The sequence below is a fragment of the Streptomyces sp. SKN60 genome, from assembly GCF_026236535.1.
In the GTDB taxonomy this organism is placed as follows: Bacteria; Actinomycetota; Actinomycetes; order Streptomycetales; family Streptomycetaceae; genus Streptomyces.
Map to the genome: position 1 here is coordinate 1 of NZ_JAHTMW010000032.1, position 16,660 is coordinate 16,660.

Sequence of the window (16,660 nt, forward strand, 5' to 3'; positions counted from 1 at the left end):
GATGGTTCTTGCGGAATGGCTGTCCGGGGCCGACCGGGGTCGGTGCTCACGTCGGACAACTCGGAGAACACTACGGACGGGGAAACCCCATGTCAACTTCACGATGACGAAGGGGCCGGCCCCGGAGGAGCCGACCCCTTCTGACCTGCGCCCGGCCGGGCGGGACGGATGCCGCGGCTCAGTCCCGGCCGACCTCCGTGACGCTCAGTACGTTGATCAGCTTGTCGAGTTGCTTGGTCACCTGCTCCAGCGGTGTGTCGTCCGCGTCGACCACGAGGGTGACCTGGGAGAAGCCGCCCGCCTCGGCCGGGACGACGGCGAGGGAGTCGATGTTGAAGCCGCGCCGGCTGAAGAGGGCGGTGACCCGGGTGAGCGCGCTGGGCTTGTCCTCGACGAGGACCGACAGGGTGTGTGTGCTCATGAGTCGTCGCTCTCCCACCTCGGAGTCATGTCCCGGGCGATCTTGATGTCGTCATTGCTGGTCCCGGCGGGGACCATGGGCCAGACCATGGCGTCCTCGTGGACCACGAAGTCGATGACCACCGGCACGTCGTTGATCTCCATCGCCTTGGCGATCGTGGCGTCCACGTCCTCGGGCCGGGTGCACCGCAGACTGACGCAGCCGTAGGCCTCCCCCAGCTTCACGAAGTCGGGGACGCGCTGGGCCGTCCGCAGATCGGAGTTGGAGTACCGCTGGTCGTAGAAGAGCGACTGCCACTGGCGGATCATGCCGAGGTTGCCGTTGTTGATGACCGCGACCTTGATCGGCGCGCCTTCGAGCGTGCAGGTGGCCAGCTCCTGGTTGGTCATCTGGAAGCAGCCGTCTCCGTCGATGGCCCAGACCACCGTGTCCGGCCGCCCCATCTTGGCGCCCATCGCGGCGGGCACGGCGAAGCCCATCGTGCCCAGGCCGCCGGAGGTGATGAAGGCGCCGGGCCGCTCGAAGCCGATGAAGTGGGACGCCCACATCTGGTGCTGGCCGACGCCGGCCACGTAGAGGGCGTCCGGCCCGACGATGGAGCTGAGCCTCTCCAGGACGTATTGCGGAGCCAGTGAGCCGTCCGCGAAGTCCTCGTACCCCAGCGGGTAGGTCTCCTTCAGCCGGTCGAGGAGCGCACGCCACTCGGTGTAGTCCCCGGGGCGGTCGATCGCCTGGACGAGGGCGCCGATGACCTCCTTGCAGTCACCCACGATCGGGACGTCCGCCACCCGGTTCTTGGAGATCTCCGCCGGGTCGATGTCCGCGTGGATGACCTTGGCCCGTGGTGCGAACGAGGACAGCTGCCCGGTGACCCGGTCGTCGAACCGCACGCCCAGGGCGATGAGCAGGTCTGCCTTCTGCAGTGCGCCCACCGCCGAGACGCTGCCGTGCATGCCGGGCATCCCCATGTGGAGCGGGTGGCTGTCGGGGAAGGTGCCCCTGGCCATCAGGGTGGTGACGACCGGAATGCCGCTCAGCTCCGCCAGGCGGAGCAGTTCCGCCGAGGCGCCGGCCTTGTGCACGCCGCCGCCGACGTACAGCACCGGGCACTCGGCCTCGGAGATCAGCTTGGCCGCTTCCTGGATCTGTTTGGCGTGCGGCCGGGTGACCGGCCGGTAGCCCGGCAGGTGCGTCGTCGGCTCCCAGTGGAATTCGGTGTCGGCCTGCAACGCGTCCTTGGTGATGTCGACCAGTACCGGACCGGGGCGGCCGCTGGAGGCGATGTGGAAGGCTTCCGCGATGGTGCGCGCGATGTCGTCGGCGTCGGTCACCAGGAAGTTGTGCTTGGTGATCGGAAGGGTGATGCCGCAGATGTCGGCTTCCTGGAAGGCGTCCGTGCCGATCATGCTGCTCGACACCTGGCCGGTGATGGCGACCATGGGGACGGAGTCCATGTACGCGTCGGCGATCGGGGTGACCAGGTTGGTGGCGCCGGGGCCGGAGGTGGCCATGCAGACGCCGACCTTGCCGGTGGCCTGGGCATAGCCCTCCGCTGCGTGTCCGGCGCCCTGCTCGTGCCGGACCAGTACGTGGCGGACCTTGGTCGAGTCGTAGAGCGGATCGTAGGCGGGGAGGATATGGCCGCCCGGATATCCGAACACGGTGTCGACTCCGACGTGCTCCAAAGCCCTGACCAGAGCTTGAGCACCTGTCATCTGTTCGGTCATCTGCTCGTTCCTGTTGGCTTGACTCGAATACTGATTCGAAGGGCAGCGCGCAGAATTCAGCAGTCGGGCGGTAAGTCCGGAAGTACTGAGAGATGGCGCGCAAAGAGCGGTGTCGGGTGACGACTACGCGCTCGGCGGCTCCGAGGGATCAGAACTCTCGTCGGAGCAGAGCGAATCCGTTCGTGACGGCTCAAGCAAGTTCCCGCGGTAAATCACGGGAATGCGAGGTCTCAGCTTATCTTCCCGCTGTGTGCGGACGCCAATCCCCGGGGCATGAATTCGGTCAGATAGTAGAGGCCGGCCAGCAGCGGGAAGGCGATGCCGCACCAGGCGATGCCCGCCCACCCGTACGACGCGTACACCGAACTGGCAACGGCGGACCCGATCGCGCCTCCGATGAAGAAGATCGCCATGTAGAGGCCGTTGAGTCGACTGCGGACCTCCGGCCCCAGCGAGAAGATCGCGCGCTGCCCCAGCACCAGGTTGCACGAAATCCCCACGTCGAGCAGGAGCGCCGCGACGAACAGGGCCGCGACGACGTGTCCGCCACTGGCAAACACCAGAAGAAAACAGGCCACGACGGTCAGGATCGCGATGCCCGTCGCGGGTTTCGTCAGACCGCGGTCGGCGATACGGCCCGCAACCGGTGCGACAAAGGCCCCGAGCACCGCCGCCAGGGAGAACAGGGCGATTCCGCCTTGGCTCAGACCGCACGCCGGGCTCGCCAGGATCAGTGGCACAGCGGTCCAGAACAGGCTGAACGCCCCGAACAGCATGGCGTGGTAGAACGCCCGGCGCCGCAGGATCGGCGTGCGGACGAGCAGCTGCCCCATCGACCCCAGCAACGTCAGGTAGGGGACGGAGGTGCTCGGCTTCCGTTCCGGAAGGACCGAACGCAGGGTGACGGCGAGCACCAGCATCAGGCCGGCGGAGATGGCGAAGATCGCACGCCAGCCGAGCAGGTCGGTCGTCATGCTGGCCACGGGACGGGCGAGCAGGATTCCCATCAGCAGGCCGCTCATGACGTTGCCGACGACCTGTCCACGGCTTTCTTCCGGGGCGAGGTGAGCCGCGAAGGGCACCAGCATCTGCACCACGACCGAACTCAGGCCGATGATCAGCGAAGTGGCGAGAAACAGGCCGGCGTTCGATGCGACCGACGCGCTCAGCAGCGCAGCCATGCAGGCCGCCAGGGTGACCATGATGAGACGACGGTTCTCGAAGATGTCGCCCAGCGGAACCAGTACGACGAGGCCGACGCCGTAGCCGATCTGGGTCAGGGTCACCACGAGGCTGGAGGCGCTCGCGCTCAGGCCCACGTCGGGGCCGATCAACGCCACCAGGGGCTGCGCGTAGTAGATGTTGGCTGCGACCGCGCCGCAGGCCACGGCCATCAGGAAGGTCAGGCCGCGTGACATGCCGAGCTGCGCCGCCCGGCTTGTTGCACTCTCAGTGGTCATTGCTCTCTCGACAGGATGGGGAATCGACGTTCACACGGCACATGCTTGGACGACCGCGAATTCCGGACGCGCGGACAGGATCTGAGGAGCGGAGAAGCCTGCCGCCTTCAGGAGTCGCGTGAAGTCGTCCAGTGTGCGCTCACGCCCTCCGTGCAGGACCAGCATCTGCAGATCGAGCACCAGGTCGAGCGGATCGCAGTCCTGCGGAGACTCCTGCAGGACGCGATCCACGACGACGAGTCGGGCGCCGGCGCTCATCGCCTTGCGGCAGTTGCGGAGAATGGACTCCGCCTTCTCGTCCGGCCAGTCGTGGAGAATCCACGACAGGATGTAGATGTCTCCTCCCGTGGGTACCTCGTCGAAGAAGCTGCCCGCGCGCGTGCTCAGTCGGGCGTCCCCCGGTGCCTCAGGGAGGGCGGAAATGACGCTGGCCTGGTCGTACACGACGGCGTGCGCGTCCGGATTTCGTTCGAGGATCGTCCGCGCCAGGCTTCCGGTTCCCCCTCCGACGTCGATCACGCGTTCGCCGGGGGCCACCGTGAGGACGTCGGCGATCGCCGCGTAGCGTCCCGGGTATCCGCTCGCCATATAGCGCTGGTAGAGCGCTTCCTCTTCAGGGCTTCCGTTCATGTAGGCGAAGAAGTCCTGCCCGTTGACGTGCGAGAACGCTTCCTCGCCGGTACGGGTGCAATGGCTCAGCGCTCCCCAGGACCGCCAGATGCCCGGCATCCCCCAGAATCGCGCGGCCCAGTGGAGCGAGGGGCCGGCCGTGGTGGTCCTCAGCAGGCGGGAGGCTTCGTTGTGGCGGATTCCGCCGTCCGTGTCGACGTCGAAGATGCCGTAGGTGGCCAGTGCTCGGGCAAGCCGTGTCAGGACGCCGGCGTGCACCTTCAGCTGTTCGGACAGAGTCTCCAGCGACGTCGCGTCGTCGTCCACCGCATCGGGCAGTCCGACTTCGCAGGCCGCGGCGATCATCTGGGTAACCGCCATGCCGCGGATCAGTTCCTGCATCCTGCGGATGTCACCGGCAGCCGCTGCCCCGGTCTCGGTGCCTTCGCGCTTGGCGGGCTCCGCCTGGAAGGACGTCTGGATGGTCATGCGACCTTCTTCTCCTCGTTCATCACCGCGTGTGGACGGGCCGTCGCGTTCCCGAGAATCCGGCGCAAGGCTGCGCGCAGCGAGTCCACGGCCGCGGAAGAGTCCTCCTTGCGCCAGGCGACGAACGCGTCCGGACGCACCAGCAGACAGCCGTCTTCCGGCATTTCCGTCACTTCTGCCCAATCGCCGTAGAGGTCCTGCAGGGCGTGTCCGGGGCCGATGACGTGCGCGGCGATCTCGATGCCGAGCTCTTCCGAAAGACGCTGGGCGGCCTGGAGCCAGATCTGCCCGTTCAGCCCCGTCAGCAAGGTGAACTTCCCCTTGCCCACCACGTCCAGGCTCGAGACCTGCGTGCCCTGCCGGTCGAGCCAGGCGTGCGGCAGGCGGGCGCCGGGCCGGCTGGACGGCTGGTAGTACAGCTCGGGGTCGCGCTGCCAGGCGGGCTGCGCGGTACCGTCCGGGCAGACGGCATGTGACACGTAGCGCTGATTGAGTTCGACACCTTGCGTGGCGAACTCGTACGACTTGAGCTCGATGGCCTCGCGCAGCATCTTCCGCTTCTCGGCGCCCGCCGCGGAAGCCTCCTTCAGGACGGACATGTTGACGCGCATCTGCTCCGCATCCAGGTTCGCGTCCAGTCCGAGTGCGGAGAAGATGCCTCCGAACTGCTCAATGCTCTTGTTCGCGCGTTCGACTATCTGCTTGCCTATCGGCGCGCGTTCCTGGTCATAGGTGTTCAGGAGTCGGTCCGACGCCTGCCCCTTCAGGACCATCGCCATCTTCCACGCCAGGTTGTAGGCGTCCTGGATCGACGTGTTCGAGCCCAGGCCGTTCGACGGCGGATGACGGTGCACGGCGTCGCCCATGCAGTACACCCGTCCCCGGGAGTACTCGGTGGCGTACTTCTGGTTCACCGTCCACGTCGAGACCGAGCGGATGGTGATGTCCACCGAGTCGTCGCCGATCAGTTGACGGGCGATGCCGACCGCGTCGATCTCGGAGACGTCGGGCTCGCCGGCGCTCATGTCGTAGCCCCACACGATCTGCCACTCGTTCCACGGCCTGACCATACGGAGGAGGCCCATGCCGATGCCTCCGACGTTGGCGCCCGGCTGCATGATCCACCAGAGATAGCCGGGGCGGTGCGCCACGAGGTGGGAGAGATCCGCGTGCAGGATGATGCTGATGCTGCCGGCGAGCCCCATGTGGCCTTCCATGGGCAGGCCGATCTGCTCCGCCACGAGGCTGTTGCCGCCATCCGCCCCGATCAGGTACTTGGCCCGGATCTCGTAGCGCTCGCGCTTCAGCCGGTCCAGGACCTGCGCGGTGACACCGTGCTCGTCCTGGTCGAGGCGCAGGAACTCCGTGTCGAACCGGACATGGCTGCCACGTGCGGCGGCATTGGACAGCAGGATGGGTTCGAGGAGGGTCTGCGGCAGGTCGCAGTGTTCGGCCGGGCTGGCCAGCGCGTAATCGCTCTGCCGTTGTGCCCTGTTGGCGCCGTAGGGCAGTCGCCCCAGTTCCTCGCCCACCAGGCTGGTGCAGAAGACGACATTGCCCATGACTTCTTTGGGTGAAGCCTTGGCGAGGATCTCGTCCGCCACGTCCAGGTCGCGGAAGACCTCCATGGTGCGTTGGTTCTTGTAGTGCGCACGCGGAGTGTCGGCGAGCCAGCGGTGTTTCGTGATCACGAGGTTCTCGATGCCGTACGTGCTCAGCATCAGTCCCGCGGAGGACCCCGCCGGACCGCTCCCGACGATCAGGACGTCAGTGTCGTACACGTGGAATGTCTCCTGGGTTCATGTAGATCAACGGTCATCGCGTCATGGCCGAAGACCCAGGCCGGGTCTTCGGCGTCCTTGAGCCACGAGTTCGCGGCGGACACGGCCTGGATCCGAGCGGTGCGTTGCTTGCGGCTCTCGGCGTAGCGCCAGAACGCGGCCTCGATCTCGTCCTCGGCCTCCAGGCAGCGCAGCAGCAGCACGCCGTCCTCGATGGCCATGGCCGCCCCTTGCGCCATGTGCGGCCTCATGGGGTGACAGGCGTCGCCGAGGAGCGCGATGCGCCCTCGTCCCCATTGCTGCATCGGCGGACGCTCGAAGAGCGGCCATTTGGTCAGGGACCGAGCCGCGTGGAGCAGGCTGAGGACTTCGTCGCAGGAGCCGGTGAAGGCGTCCAGCATCTCGTCCTGGTCGCCGTCGACCCAGGACCGCGGATGCGTCCACGCCTCGGCCGACGCGCCGGCGACGAAGTAGTAGTCGCCGCTCCGGGAGTCGGTCGGGTAGCCGATGACGAACCTGTCGTCGGCCCACCACTTGGTGATGCACCGTCTGTCGACAGGGACTCGGGTGTGCGCGGGCACGGTCGCCCGGTACGCGATCTGGCCGGAGAAACCGGGGCGTTCGGGGCCGTGCATCACTTCACGGACCCGAGACCCCAGACCGTCGGCACCGATCACGCAGGAGGCTTCGGCGGTGCTTCCGTCGGCGAAGTGCATCCGCACCTGCGTGCCGCGGTCGTCGAGCGAGACCAGTCGCTTGTCGTACTGCACGCTGTCCGGCCGCAGGGCACCGAGCAGCTCTCGATGGAGAACGCCGCGGCCGACGGTGAGATAGGGAGCTCCGTACCTCTCCTTCACCTGGTCACCGAGCGGCAGTGCGCACCGGACGGAATTCGATGTCAGGTTCCGGCTGGTGAACGATTCCGGGAGGTGTCCGGACCTGACGAGCGCGTCACCGATCCCGACATGGCCCAGGATGCGCGTCACGTTGGGCGTCAGGTGGATCCCGGCGCCGGCGGGCTCGAACGTGCGTGCCTGCTCGAACACCGCCACGGAATGGCCGGCCTGCTGCAGCAGCGCGGCCGTCGCGGCTCCGCCCAATCCACCGCCGACGATGGCGATCGAGGTCTTGTCGTCGATGCCCATGGGACTACGCCTGCGCCTCGATCTCGTCGTGGAACAGGTTCAGCAGCCTCGCGCGACTGTCGCTCGGCAGCCATTCGGGCCGGTCTTCCACGACGTCCTTGACGAAGTCCCAGAAGTCCGCGCTCTGATTGATGCCGTAGTCGCGAGCCATGGAGACGAGACGAATGCGGGACAGGAAGTCCGGCTCCGTGATGTCCTGCTTGCTGGTCACGACCTTTCCCGCGTTCATGAAGTACGGGAGGATGGAGCTCTCCGGTGTGTCCGGCGACCAGACCAACCACATCTCCTGGTTGGTGTGTGTCGTATTGACGAAACCATGCGTGTAGTTTCGGGGAACGTAGAGAAGTTCTTTCGGGCGCATCGGCAGCATGACGACGGTTTCCTTGTCGGCGCCATCGCCCGGCGTGATGTCCAGGTCGGGGAATTCGTTGGGCCCCATGAAGATGCTGAATCCGCCGTTCGGCGCGTAGAACCATTCATCGGTACGGTGATGGATGTGCGGCGGCGGGCCGACGTGCGGCGGCACGGTCAGCTTGGAGAACAGGAACTTGCCGCCGTTGCTCTCGCCGGTCTGCACGAAGTTGAAGACCTCGCCCGCCGGGCCGAGCACCAGCGGCTTCTCGGGGCCGGGCTCGATCTCCGGGAAGTCGAATACTTCATATTCGGTGCTCATGGAACTGCCTTCCTTCTCGGGGAGCCGGCACCATCGCCGCCGTCGTGACCTCGCGCAGGGCGGTCATGCCTTGTCGCGCCAGCGGCGCGGGGGGCCGCATCTTGTAATGATCATTGAATATTTCGAGCGAGATCGGGCCGTCATAACCGTTGGCCAGCACAGGCGCCAGGAACGCGGCCACATCGAAATCGCCCTCGCCCGGCAAGCAGCGGTGATGCCGGCTCCAGGACTTCACATCCAGACCCATGCGGGGAGCATCCGAGACCTGGATCAGCGCGATGCGCTCCGGCGGCACGTCGGAAAGATCCTCGAAATGGTCGTTCAGGGCCAGGGTGTGGAAGCTGTCGAGCACCAGACCTATGTTTGCGGCGCCGGAGAGCTCGATCATTCTCCAGGCCTGACGGAACGTATTGACCCGCAGCCCCCAGGACAGCGCCTCGTAACCGATCGAAAACCCTCTGGCCGCGGCCCTTTCGCCCAGGAGCGCCAGGTCTTCGGCGACCTCCTCGTCGTCGAGATCCGAAACGTCGCTGACGTTGCTGCACAGGATCAGTGTGCTGGTCCGCAACTGCTCCATGGAGTCGAAGATTCGCTCGATCCGGTCCAGCTTGGGCGCCAGCTGGTCCCTGGGGCCGCCTTCGAAATCCCTGAGCGGCTGATAGTTGATGATCTCCAGGCCGAGGTCTTCCGCCATGGTTCGGGCGACGGGCACCGAAGATGCCTGCAGGTCCCATTCCATCAATTCGATACCAGAGAAGCCGGCGTCAGCGATTGCCTCCATTTTCTCTGGCAGCGAGCCACCCAGGGTGACCGTACCCATGTGGTAATCCACTTCGCTTACCTCCCGATGGTGGAACGGCACGTCACAGTGCAGATCGATAGCTGCGTTCGCAGTCGGCAGGCAGCTACATCGAAACCGGTTCCAAACCGGCCTGAATCCGCCGGCGGTGTTCCGGCGAGCGGTTTCAGGCGGCCTCTGGCAGACAGGCAGTCACACGCCGAGCATTTTTGATGCCGGCCACTGATGACTCTCTCCTGCTGCTTCCTCGGTCGACCCATACGATGTCAACCAGGAGCGGCGGGCAGGCGGAACTGCACCCAAGGATGCACCGGGCCCGGGCCCGGGCCCGCGACCGCGACCGCGATCAGGACGAGGACGCGTGCGAGGCCGCGTGCGAGGGGCGAGGTGCTGCCGTACACCCTTGGATGCAGTCACGGCCTGGGACGACACGATCCTCGTAGGCTGAACGCCGTGACAATGACCTCCGGCAGAGCTCTCCTCCCCGAATCGCGGCCTCGTGCTTCGCGGCCACGTGCTTCGCTCTGCCGCGTCCTCCGCTACGCGCGTCTGAGCCTGGTCGAGGCACGGCCTGTGGTTCAGCTCGTGTTCCTCACACGGTTCGCGGTGGGCGCCGCCTTCGTCTCCCAGGATCTGGCGGACGGACCGCACCTGGCCGCCGGGGTCCTCGTCTGGTGGCTGGCGGTGGTGGGCGCCTACCTCGTCAACGGCGTGCTGGACGTCAAGGAGGACCGCGCCAACGGGTCCGCCCGTCCGATCGCCCGGGGCGATCTGCCGGAGCGGACGGCCGCGTCGCTCACCGCGGTCGTGGCCGCGGGGTCCCTTCTGCTGTCCCTGTACGTCCCCGGACTCACCCTGTGGGTGGCGCTGTTCCTGCTGCTTGGCTGGCTCTATTCGGCGCCGCCGTTTCCCGCGAAACGCTGGAGCAGCACCTGCGCGGTGGTGGTGTTCGGACTCGGCTGGACCTCGTTCGCTGCGGGTGCCGTGGCCGTGGGGGGCGAACTCGGCCCTTCCGGGCTGGTATTCGCCACAGTGATGAGCGCCTGGATGGCCCTGGTGGGAGCGGTCGTCAAGGACCTCGGTGACGTCGAGGGAGACGCCGTCGGCGGGCGTCGTACCGTGGCCGTGCGCCACGGTGCCGCCCGGGCCCGCGCGGTCGCGGTGGCGGGCGCTCTCCTCGTCGGAGCGGGCGGGGTACTGGCGGCGCTGGTCTGGGCTCCGCTGACGCTGGCCGGAGCGGTCCCCGTGGCGATCGGCGCCGTCTGCCTGGTGGCGCAGATCGTCCGTACGGCCAGGGCCGCCGACGGGGACAGGAAGACCCGCCGCAGTGCGTACCGCGTGTTCATGTGCACCCAGTTCGCGGCGAACATCACGATGCTGCTCGCGCTCCTGCTGCACGGACCCGCGTGACCGTGGCCGCCCGTGCAGCGGTCCGTGCACAGGTCCCTGCACAGGTCCGTGGGTCAGTAGCGCCCGAAGGCCTTGTTGACGGCGTCGATGCGGGACACGGCGCCCAACTTGCCGTAGATGTTGTTGAGATGCCGCTTCACGGTCGCCGTGGTGATGCCGAGCTGGCGGGCTATCTGGCTGTTGGTCATCGCCTTCGCCACCCCCTCGAGCACCTCCTTCTCGCGCCGGGACAACGCCACGCCCACCCCGGCGTGCATCGGCGCCGCCTCGGAGACGCCCTCGGCGGCTGCGGTGTCGTCATCGTTCGGCAGGGGGTCGGTGGTCCGGGCGGTGGTCCGGGCGGTGGCCCCGCCGTAGCCGACGGCGCCCGCGTAGAGCCGGCTTCCGGCGCTGGAGCGGAACGCGGTGCTGATCAGCAACAGCGCGGGGGCCCGTCGCGCGGGCGCCTCGTGCTGAACGGCGGCGTTGATGGTCGGCTGCATGGCGTTCCACAGGATCTCCACCGCACGCACCGACTCGGCGACCGCGATCCCCTGGTTGGCCCGGTCGGTGCCCACGAGATGCGAGTACCGCCAGGCTTCGGCCGACTCGAGCGGCCCGTCCCCGGTCAGTCGCGCGACACAGTCCTCCACGATCGCCTGCGCCTGGTCGCGGCACTTCGGCCAGGCTTCCTTGCGCATGGCCAGGGGACTGCGGACCGTCCTCAACGCCAGCTGATAGGCGTGGATGACGTCTGGTATCGCGTTACGCAGAAACTGCGCCGCAGCCGGGTAACGCAAAGGCCCTCCCTGCTACAGCCCTCTCGAACGAGCGGTTCGAGGCCGTAGCCCAGTGTGACGATGATCGTTCCGAACACGATACCGAACACCCCCACCCAATGCCTCGGCGCCCCGAGGGCCCGACCCCACGGAGTCGGACCCTCCCTGACCTGCACATGTGCTACACGTTGAAGCGGAACTCCACCACGTCGCCGTCCTGCATGACGTACTCCTTGCCCTCCATGCGGGCCTTGCCCTTGGCGCGGGCCTCGGCGACCGAGCCGGCCTCCAGGAGGTCGGCGAAGGAGATGACCTCGGCCTTGATGAAGCCCTTCTGGAAGTCGGTGTGGATGACACCGGCGGCCTCGGGGGCCGTCGCGCCCTGGGGGATGGTCCAGGCGCGGGACTCCTTGGGGCCGGCCGTCAGGTAGGTCTGGAGGCCGAGGGTGGCGAAGCCGACGCGGGCGAGGATGGCCAGGCCGGGCTCCTCGGCGCCGACGGACTCCAGGAGCTCCAGGGCGTCCGCCTCGTCGAGCTCGGCGAGGTCCGCCTCCAGCTTGGCGTTGAGGAAGATCGCCTCGGCGGGGGCCACCAGGGCGCGCTGCTCGTCCTTGAAGGACTCGTCCGTCAGCTCGTCCTCGTCGACGTTGAAGACGTAGAGGAAGGGCTTGCTGGTGAGGAGGTGCAGGTCGTGGAGGAGCTCCGCCTTCTCCGAGCCCTGGACGATGCCCTGCGAGAAGAGGGTGTCGCCGCGCTCCAGGATCTCCTTGGCCGCCTCGACGGCCGCGACCTTGGGCCCGATGTCCTTCTTGATCCGCGACTCCTTGGCCAGACGCGGGAGGACCTTCTCGATGGTCTGCAGGTCGGCGAGGATCAGCTCGGTGTTGATCGTCTCGATGTCGTCCTTCGGCGAGACCTTGCCGTCGACGTGCACGACGTTCTCGTCCTTGAAGGCACGGATGACCTGGCAGATCGCGTCCGACTCGCGGATGTTCGCGAGGAACTTGTTGCCCAGGCCCTCGCCCTCGCTCGCGCCGCGCACGATGCCGGCGATGTCGACGAAGTCGACCGTCGCCGGGAGCAGCCGCTGCGAGCCGAAGATGTCGGCGAGCTGCTGCAGGCGCGGGTCAGGGACGCCGACGACGCCGACGTTGGGCTCGATCGTGGCGAACGGGTAGTTGGCCGCCAGCACGTCGTTCTTGGTCAGGGCGTTGAACAGGGTCGACTTGCCGACATTCGGCAGGCCGACGATTCCGATCGTGAGCGACACGGTGGCGACTTCCCTATGAGGAGTGGAGGTGGGGCGATCCCCCAGTTTACGGGGCGCGCGTCCGGGTCCCGCCGCTCGCACCGGACCGTGACCCCGGGCGGGCCGACCCGGCCAGGACGGCCCTCTTCGCGCCAAGGTCACCCAAAGGGCGTGTCCCGTACGGGGTTCCCGGGCCGTTCCGACCTACGTTGGTGGGGTGGAGCAGCACAAGACACGTAAGCCGCAGCCCCGACGACCCGCAGCGGGCCGGCCGCAGGGCCCCGTGACGCCGCCCGGCGCGCTGGTCGAGGGTGCCGCGGTGTACCGCGTGGCCGCCCGGCCCCGGCCCGGCCGGCCTCGGGTGGAGCGGCCCGCGCCGCCCGTCGTGGTGGCGCTGCGCCGGCTGCCCAATCCGCGGCTCACCGGGCTCGGCGCCGGGCTCTTCGCGTCCGCCGTGATGCTGGTGATCGGCTTTCTGGACTGGCTGATCCTCGACGGTTCCCCGCTCGCCTACGGGCTGCTGTTCCTGCCGGTCAGCGCGCTGACTGCGCTGTGGGTCCGTACCGCCGACCTGGTCACCGCGCCGATCAGCGTGCCGATCGCGTTCGCCGTGGGCGTGGTGCCGATCTCCGGCGGTACGGGCGGGGTCGGCGGGCAGGCGATGGCCCTGGTCACGGCGCTCGCCGTGCACGCGGGCTGGCTGTACGGCGGCACTCTCGTCGCCGGTGTCATCGCGAGCGTACGCAAGGTGCGGGACATGGGGCGCCGTCAGCGCGCCGCCGCGGCAGCCGGCGGCGGCAAGCCCGTACGCCCGGTCCGCCGCCCGGCCCCCGAGCGCGGCTAGCAGAGGCAGAGGCAGGAGCAGGGAGAGGTCCCCTATCCCTTCGCCGCCATCGCCGCGCCCACGATGCCCGCGTTGTTCTGCAGCTCCGCCGGGACGATCTCGGCGCGGATGTCCTCGATCAGCGGCAGGAACCTGTCCGCCTTGCGGCTCACGCCGCCGCCGATGATGAAGAGCTCCGGCGAGAACAGCATCTCCACGTGCGCCAGGTACTTCTGCAGCCGCCGGGTCGCCCAGTGCTCCCAGCTCAGATCCTCGTCCTCGCGGGCCTTCGACGAGGCGCGCTTCTCGGCGTCGTGGCCCTTCAGCTCCAGGTGGCCCAGCTCGGTGTTGGGGACCAGGGTGCCGTCGACGAAGACGGCCGAGCCGATTCCGGTGCCGAGGGTCAGCAGGATGACGGTGCCCTTGCGGCCGCGGCCCGCGCCGAAGGTCATCTCGGCGATGCCGGCGGCGTCGGCGTCGTTGAGGACGGTCACCGGGAGCCCGCCGAGGCGGTCGGCGAGCAGTTTGCCCGCGTCGACGCCGATCCAGCGCTTGTCGACGTTGGCGGCGGTACGGATGGTGGAGCCGGTGACCACCCCCGGGAAGGTGACGCCGACCGGGCCCGACCACCCGAAGTGCTCGACGACCTCGACGACGCGGCCCGCGACGTCGTCGGGCGTCGCGGGCTGCGGGGTGAGCACCTTGTGGCGCTCCTGGGCGAGGTCGCCGCGGTCGAGGTCCACGGGCGCGCCCTTGATGCCCGATCCGCCGATGTCCACTCCGAAGACGTTCATGGACCCAACGTTACGGGCCGGAGCGCTCCGTCACTCGTTTTCGACGAGGGCCGCGGCCTTGGCGCGCAGGTCCTGGTCGCGGAGCTCCTTGGGGAGGGAGAAGGTCAGCGACTCGTCGGCGGTCTTGACCAGCTCGACGTCCACGTAGCCGCGCTGGGACAGCCACTCCAGGACCTCCTGGACGAGGACGTCCGGCACCGAGGCGCCCGAGGAGAGGCCGACGCTGGTGACGCCCTCCAGCCAGGCCTCGTCGATCTCACTGGCGAAGTCGACCAGGTACGCGGCGGGGGCGCCGGCCTGCTTGGCGACGTCGACCATGCGCTGCGAGTTGGAGGAGTTCTTGGAGCCGACCACGATGACCAGCTCGGACTGGCCGGCGAGCTCCTTGATGGCGGTCTGGCGGTTCTGCGTGGCGTAGCAGATGTCGTCGGAGGGCGGGGAGATCAGCTCGGGGAACTTCTCCTTGAGCGCGTCCACCGTCTCCATGGTCTCGTCGACCGAGAGCGTGGTCTGGGAGAGCCAGACGACCCGGGACGGGTCGCGGACCTCGACCTTGGCGACGTCCTCGGGGCCGTCGACCAGCTGGATGTGGTCGGGGGCCTCGCCGGAGGTGCCGATGACCTCCTCGTGGCCCTCGTGGCCGATGAGGAGGATGTCGAAGTCCTCCTTGGCAAAGCGCACGGCCTCCTTGTGGACCTTGGTGACCAGCGGGCAGGTGGCGTCGATGGTCTTCAGGCGGCCCTCGCGGGCCTCCTCGTGCACGGTCGGGGCGACGCCGTGGGCGGAGAACATCACGATGTTGCCCGGCGGCACCTCGGTCGCCTGGTCGACGAAGATGGCGCCCTTCCGCTCCAGGGTCTGCACGACGTACTTGTTGTGGACGATCTCGTGCCGGACGTAGATCGGGGCGCCGTACTGTTCGAGGGCCTTCTCCACGGCGATCACGGCACGGTCCACGCCCGCGCAGTAGCCGCGGGGAGCGGCGAGCAGGACACGCTTCGGGCGGTTGGCGGCGGGCGTCGCAGTCATGGTCCCCATCGTAAGGCCGCGCGGGTGGGTGGCTGATCGGCGTTCCGGTCGGCGTTTTGATCAGCGGTTCGCCTTGCGGCGTGGCCGAGACTTGCGCCATGGCTGAGGAATCCCAGGTGCGAGACGAAGCACCCGACCACGAGGGGCTTCGGCGGAATCTTGGATTTCGCGACCTGGTGGTCTACGGGCTCCTGTTCATCGCCCCGATGGCACCGGTCGGCGTGTTCGGCACGCTCGACGCCAAGTCGCACGGCGCGGTCGCACTCGTGTACGTGGTGGCCACGGTCGCCATGGGCTTCACGGCCTTCAGTTACGCGCAGATGGTGCGGGTCGCGCCGCGGGCCGGGTCGGTCTTCACGTACGCCCGTACGGCGCTGGGCGAGGGCCCCGGTTTCGTGGCCGGGTGGATGGCGCTGCTCGACTACCTCCTCATCCCGGCGGTGGCGTATCTCTTCGCCGGCATCGCGATGGAGGCGCTGGTCCCCGAGGTGCACCGCTGGGTGTGGACCGGGATCGCGGTGGTGGTGACGACCCTGCTGAACCTGTGGGGGGTACGGGCCGCGGCCCGGGTCGGCTTCGCGGTGCTCGCGATGGAGATCGTGGTGCTGCTTGTGTTCGTGGTCTCGGCGGTCGTCGTGCTCGTACGGAACGGGCCGCAGCGGGACTGGTGGTCGCCGCTCACCGGTGACGGCAGCTTCTCGGTGGCGGCGGTCGTCGGTGCGGTGTCGGTGGCCGTGCTGTCGTACCTCGGCTTCGACGCGATCGCCTCCTTCGCGGAGGAGGTGACCGGCGGGCCGTCGAAGGTGGCGCGGGCGGTGCTGTTCTGTCTGGTGTTGGCGGGTGCGCTGTTCGTGGCGCAGACCTGGCTGGTGGCGCTGCTCGAACCGGTCTCGTCGGCGGAGCTGGCGGTCGAGCCGGCGAGGCAGGGTTCGGCGTTCTACGACGCGGTGGACACGTCCGTGGGCGGCTGGCTGCACGACCTGGTGGCGGTGTCGAAGGCGATCGGCGCGGCCTTCGCGGCGCTCGCCGGGCAGGCGGCGGGCGGCCGACTGCTCTTCGCGATGGGCCGGGACCGGCGCCTGCCGCACCTCCTGGCCCGTACCGACTCGGGCGTGCCGCGGGTGGCGCTGCTCGTCTCGGCAGCGGTCACGATGATCGCGGCGGTGTGGGCGGCCCGGCGCGACGACGGCCTCGACCATCTGGTCTCGGTCGTCGACATCGGCGCGCTCACCGCCTTCGTGCTGCTGCACGCGAGCGTGGTGAGCTGGTTCGCCGTCCGCCGCATGGCCGGCCCGCCCCGCTGGCTGCCGCACCTGGTGGCGCCCGTCCTCGGCGCGGCCATCCTGATCGCGGTGATCGTGGAGGCCTCGCCCTCGGCGCAGGTGGTGGGCGTGATCTGGTTCGGCATCGGGCTGGTGGTGCTCGCGGTGCAGGGGGCGCGGCGGCCGCTGCCGTGAGGTGGGGTGGGCCCCGCACGGCGGACTTACGGTGTC

General features: G+C 68.3%; 14 protein-coding genes and 1 pseudogene. 3 read left to right on the forward strand and 12 right to left on the reverse strand.

Features of this window, described 5'->3' with window-relative positions:
- Positions 1-190: 190 nt before the first annotated feature.
- The 8 genes and pseudogenes from ilvN to KV205_RS33740 all read right to left on the reverse strand — a co-directional run.
- A pseudogene (gene ilvN / locus KV205_RS33705) lies at positions 191-421 on the reverse strand (acetolactate synthase small subunit); the annotation flags it as partial.
- Positions 418-2,208, reverse strand: a complete 1,791-nt coding sequence (locus KV205_RS33710; RefSeq protein WP_374214765.1) for an acetolactate synthase large subunit — start codon at positions 2,206-2,208, stop codon at positions 418-420. The gene KV205_RS33710 and the pseudogene ilvN, both read right to left, overlap by 4 nt.
- 170 nt (positions 2,209-2,378) lie before the next feature.
- Positions 2,379-3,608: an MFS transporter gene (locus KV205_RS33715; RefSeq protein ID WP_265868746.1), complete on the reverse strand. Its 1,230-nt coding sequence runs from the start codon at positions 3,606-3,608 to the stop codon at positions 2,379-2,381.
- 30 nt (positions 3,609-3,638) lie between these two features.
- The gene (locus KV205_RS33720; RefSeq protein WP_265868747.1) at positions 3,639-4,706 is read right to left on the reverse strand and encodes a methyltransferase; all 1,068 of its coding nucleotides are present in this window, start codon (positions 4,704-4,706) and stop codon (positions 3,639-3,641) included.
- The gene (locus KV205_RS33725) at positions 4,703-6,487 is read right to left on the reverse strand and encodes an FAD-dependent monooxygenase (protein ID WP_308404125.1); all 1,785 of its coding nucleotides are present in this window, start codon (positions 6,485-6,487) and stop codon (positions 4,703-4,705) included. Before KV205_RS33725 ends, KV205_RS33720 begins: the two co-directional genes overlap by 4 nt.
- Positions 6,466-7,632, reverse strand: coding sequence for an FAD-dependent monooxygenase (locus KV205_RS33730; RefSeq protein WP_265868748.1), 1,167 nt, complete (start codon positions 7,630-7,632; stop codon positions 6,466-6,468). Before KV205_RS33730 ends, KV205_RS33725 begins: the two co-directional genes overlap by 22 nt.
- A gap of 4 nt (positions 7,633-7,636) precedes the next feature.
- Positions 7,637-8,305 (reverse strand): cupin domain-containing protein, encoded by a 669-nt coding sequence (locus tag KV205_RS33735; protein ID WP_265868749.1) that lies wholly within the window; start codon positions 8,303-8,305, stop codon positions 7,637-7,639.
- Positions 8,289-9,125 carry a sugar phosphate isomerase/epimerase gene (locus KV205_RS33740; RefSeq protein ID WP_265868750.1) on the reverse strand — a complete coding sequence of 279 codons (837 nt, stop codon included), beginning with the start codon at positions 9,123-9,125 and terminating at the stop codon, positions 8,289-8,291. The genes KV205_RS33735 and KV205_RS33740 overlap by 17 nt, the downstream gene beginning before the upstream one ends.
- A gap of 564 nt (positions 9,126-9,689) precedes the next feature.
- On the opposite strand from KV205_RS33740, the gene KV205_RS33745 reads away from it, so the two are divergent.
- Positions 9,690-10,514: a UbiA family prenyltransferase gene (locus KV205_RS33745; protein WP_265868753.1), complete on the forward strand. Its 825-nt coding sequence runs from the start codon at positions 9,690-9,692 to the stop codon at positions 10,512-10,514.
- Between the two features lie 53 nt (positions 10,515-10,567).
- On the opposite strand, the gene KV205_RS33750 is transcribed toward KV205_RS33745, so the two are convergent.
- Positions 10,568-11,194 carry a helix-turn-helix transcriptional regulator gene (locus KV205_RS33750; RefSeq protein ID WP_265868754.1) on the reverse strand — a complete coding sequence of 209 codons (627 nt, stop codon included), beginning with the start codon at positions 11,192-11,194 and terminating at the stop codon, positions 10,568-10,570.
- Between the two features lie 259 nt (positions 11,195-11,453).
- Positions 11,454-12,542 carry a redox-regulated ATPase YchF gene (gene ychF / locus KV205_RS33755; protein ID WP_265868755.1) on the reverse strand — a complete coding sequence of 363 codons (1,089 nt, stop codon included), beginning with the start codon at positions 12,540-12,542 and terminating at the stop codon, positions 11,454-11,456.
- A 196-nt stretch (positions 12,543-12,738) separates the two neighbouring features.
- Here ychF and KV205_RS33760 point away from each other — a divergent pair, with 196 nt between their 5' ends.
- Complete coding sequence (locus KV205_RS33760; RefSeq protein WP_265868757.1) at positions 12,739-13,365, forward strand: DUF6542 domain-containing protein; 627 nt, start codon at positions 12,739-12,741, stop codon at positions 13,363-13,365.
- 32 nt (positions 13,366-13,397) lie between these two features.
- Here KV205_RS33760 and ppgK read toward each other — a convergent pair whose 3' ends face one another.
- Together ppgK and KV205_RS33770 are read right to left on the reverse strand one after the other, a co-directional pair.
- Entirely contained in the window at positions 13,398-14,138 is a 741-nt protein-coding gene (gene ppgK / locus KV205_RS33765; protein ID WP_265868759.1) for a polyphosphate--glucose phosphotransferase, read from the reverse strand.
- 30 nt (positions 14,139-14,168) lie between these two features.
- Positions 14,169-15,176, reverse strand: coding sequence for a 4-hydroxy-3-methylbut-2-enyl diphosphate reductase (locus KV205_RS33770; RefSeq protein ID WP_265868760.1), 1,008 nt, complete (start codon positions 15,174-15,176; stop codon positions 14,169-14,171).
- 89 nt (positions 15,177-15,265) lie between these two features.
- Between KV205_RS33770 and KV205_RS33775 the strand changes: the two genes are divergently transcribed.
- Positions 15,266-16,624 carry an APC family permease gene (locus KV205_RS33775; protein ID WP_265868761.1) on the forward strand — a complete coding sequence of 453 codons (1,359 nt, stop codon included), beginning with the start codon at positions 15,266-15,268 and terminating at the stop codon, positions 16,622-16,624.
- The last annotated feature ends 36 nt before the right edge of the window (positions 16,625-16,660 follow it).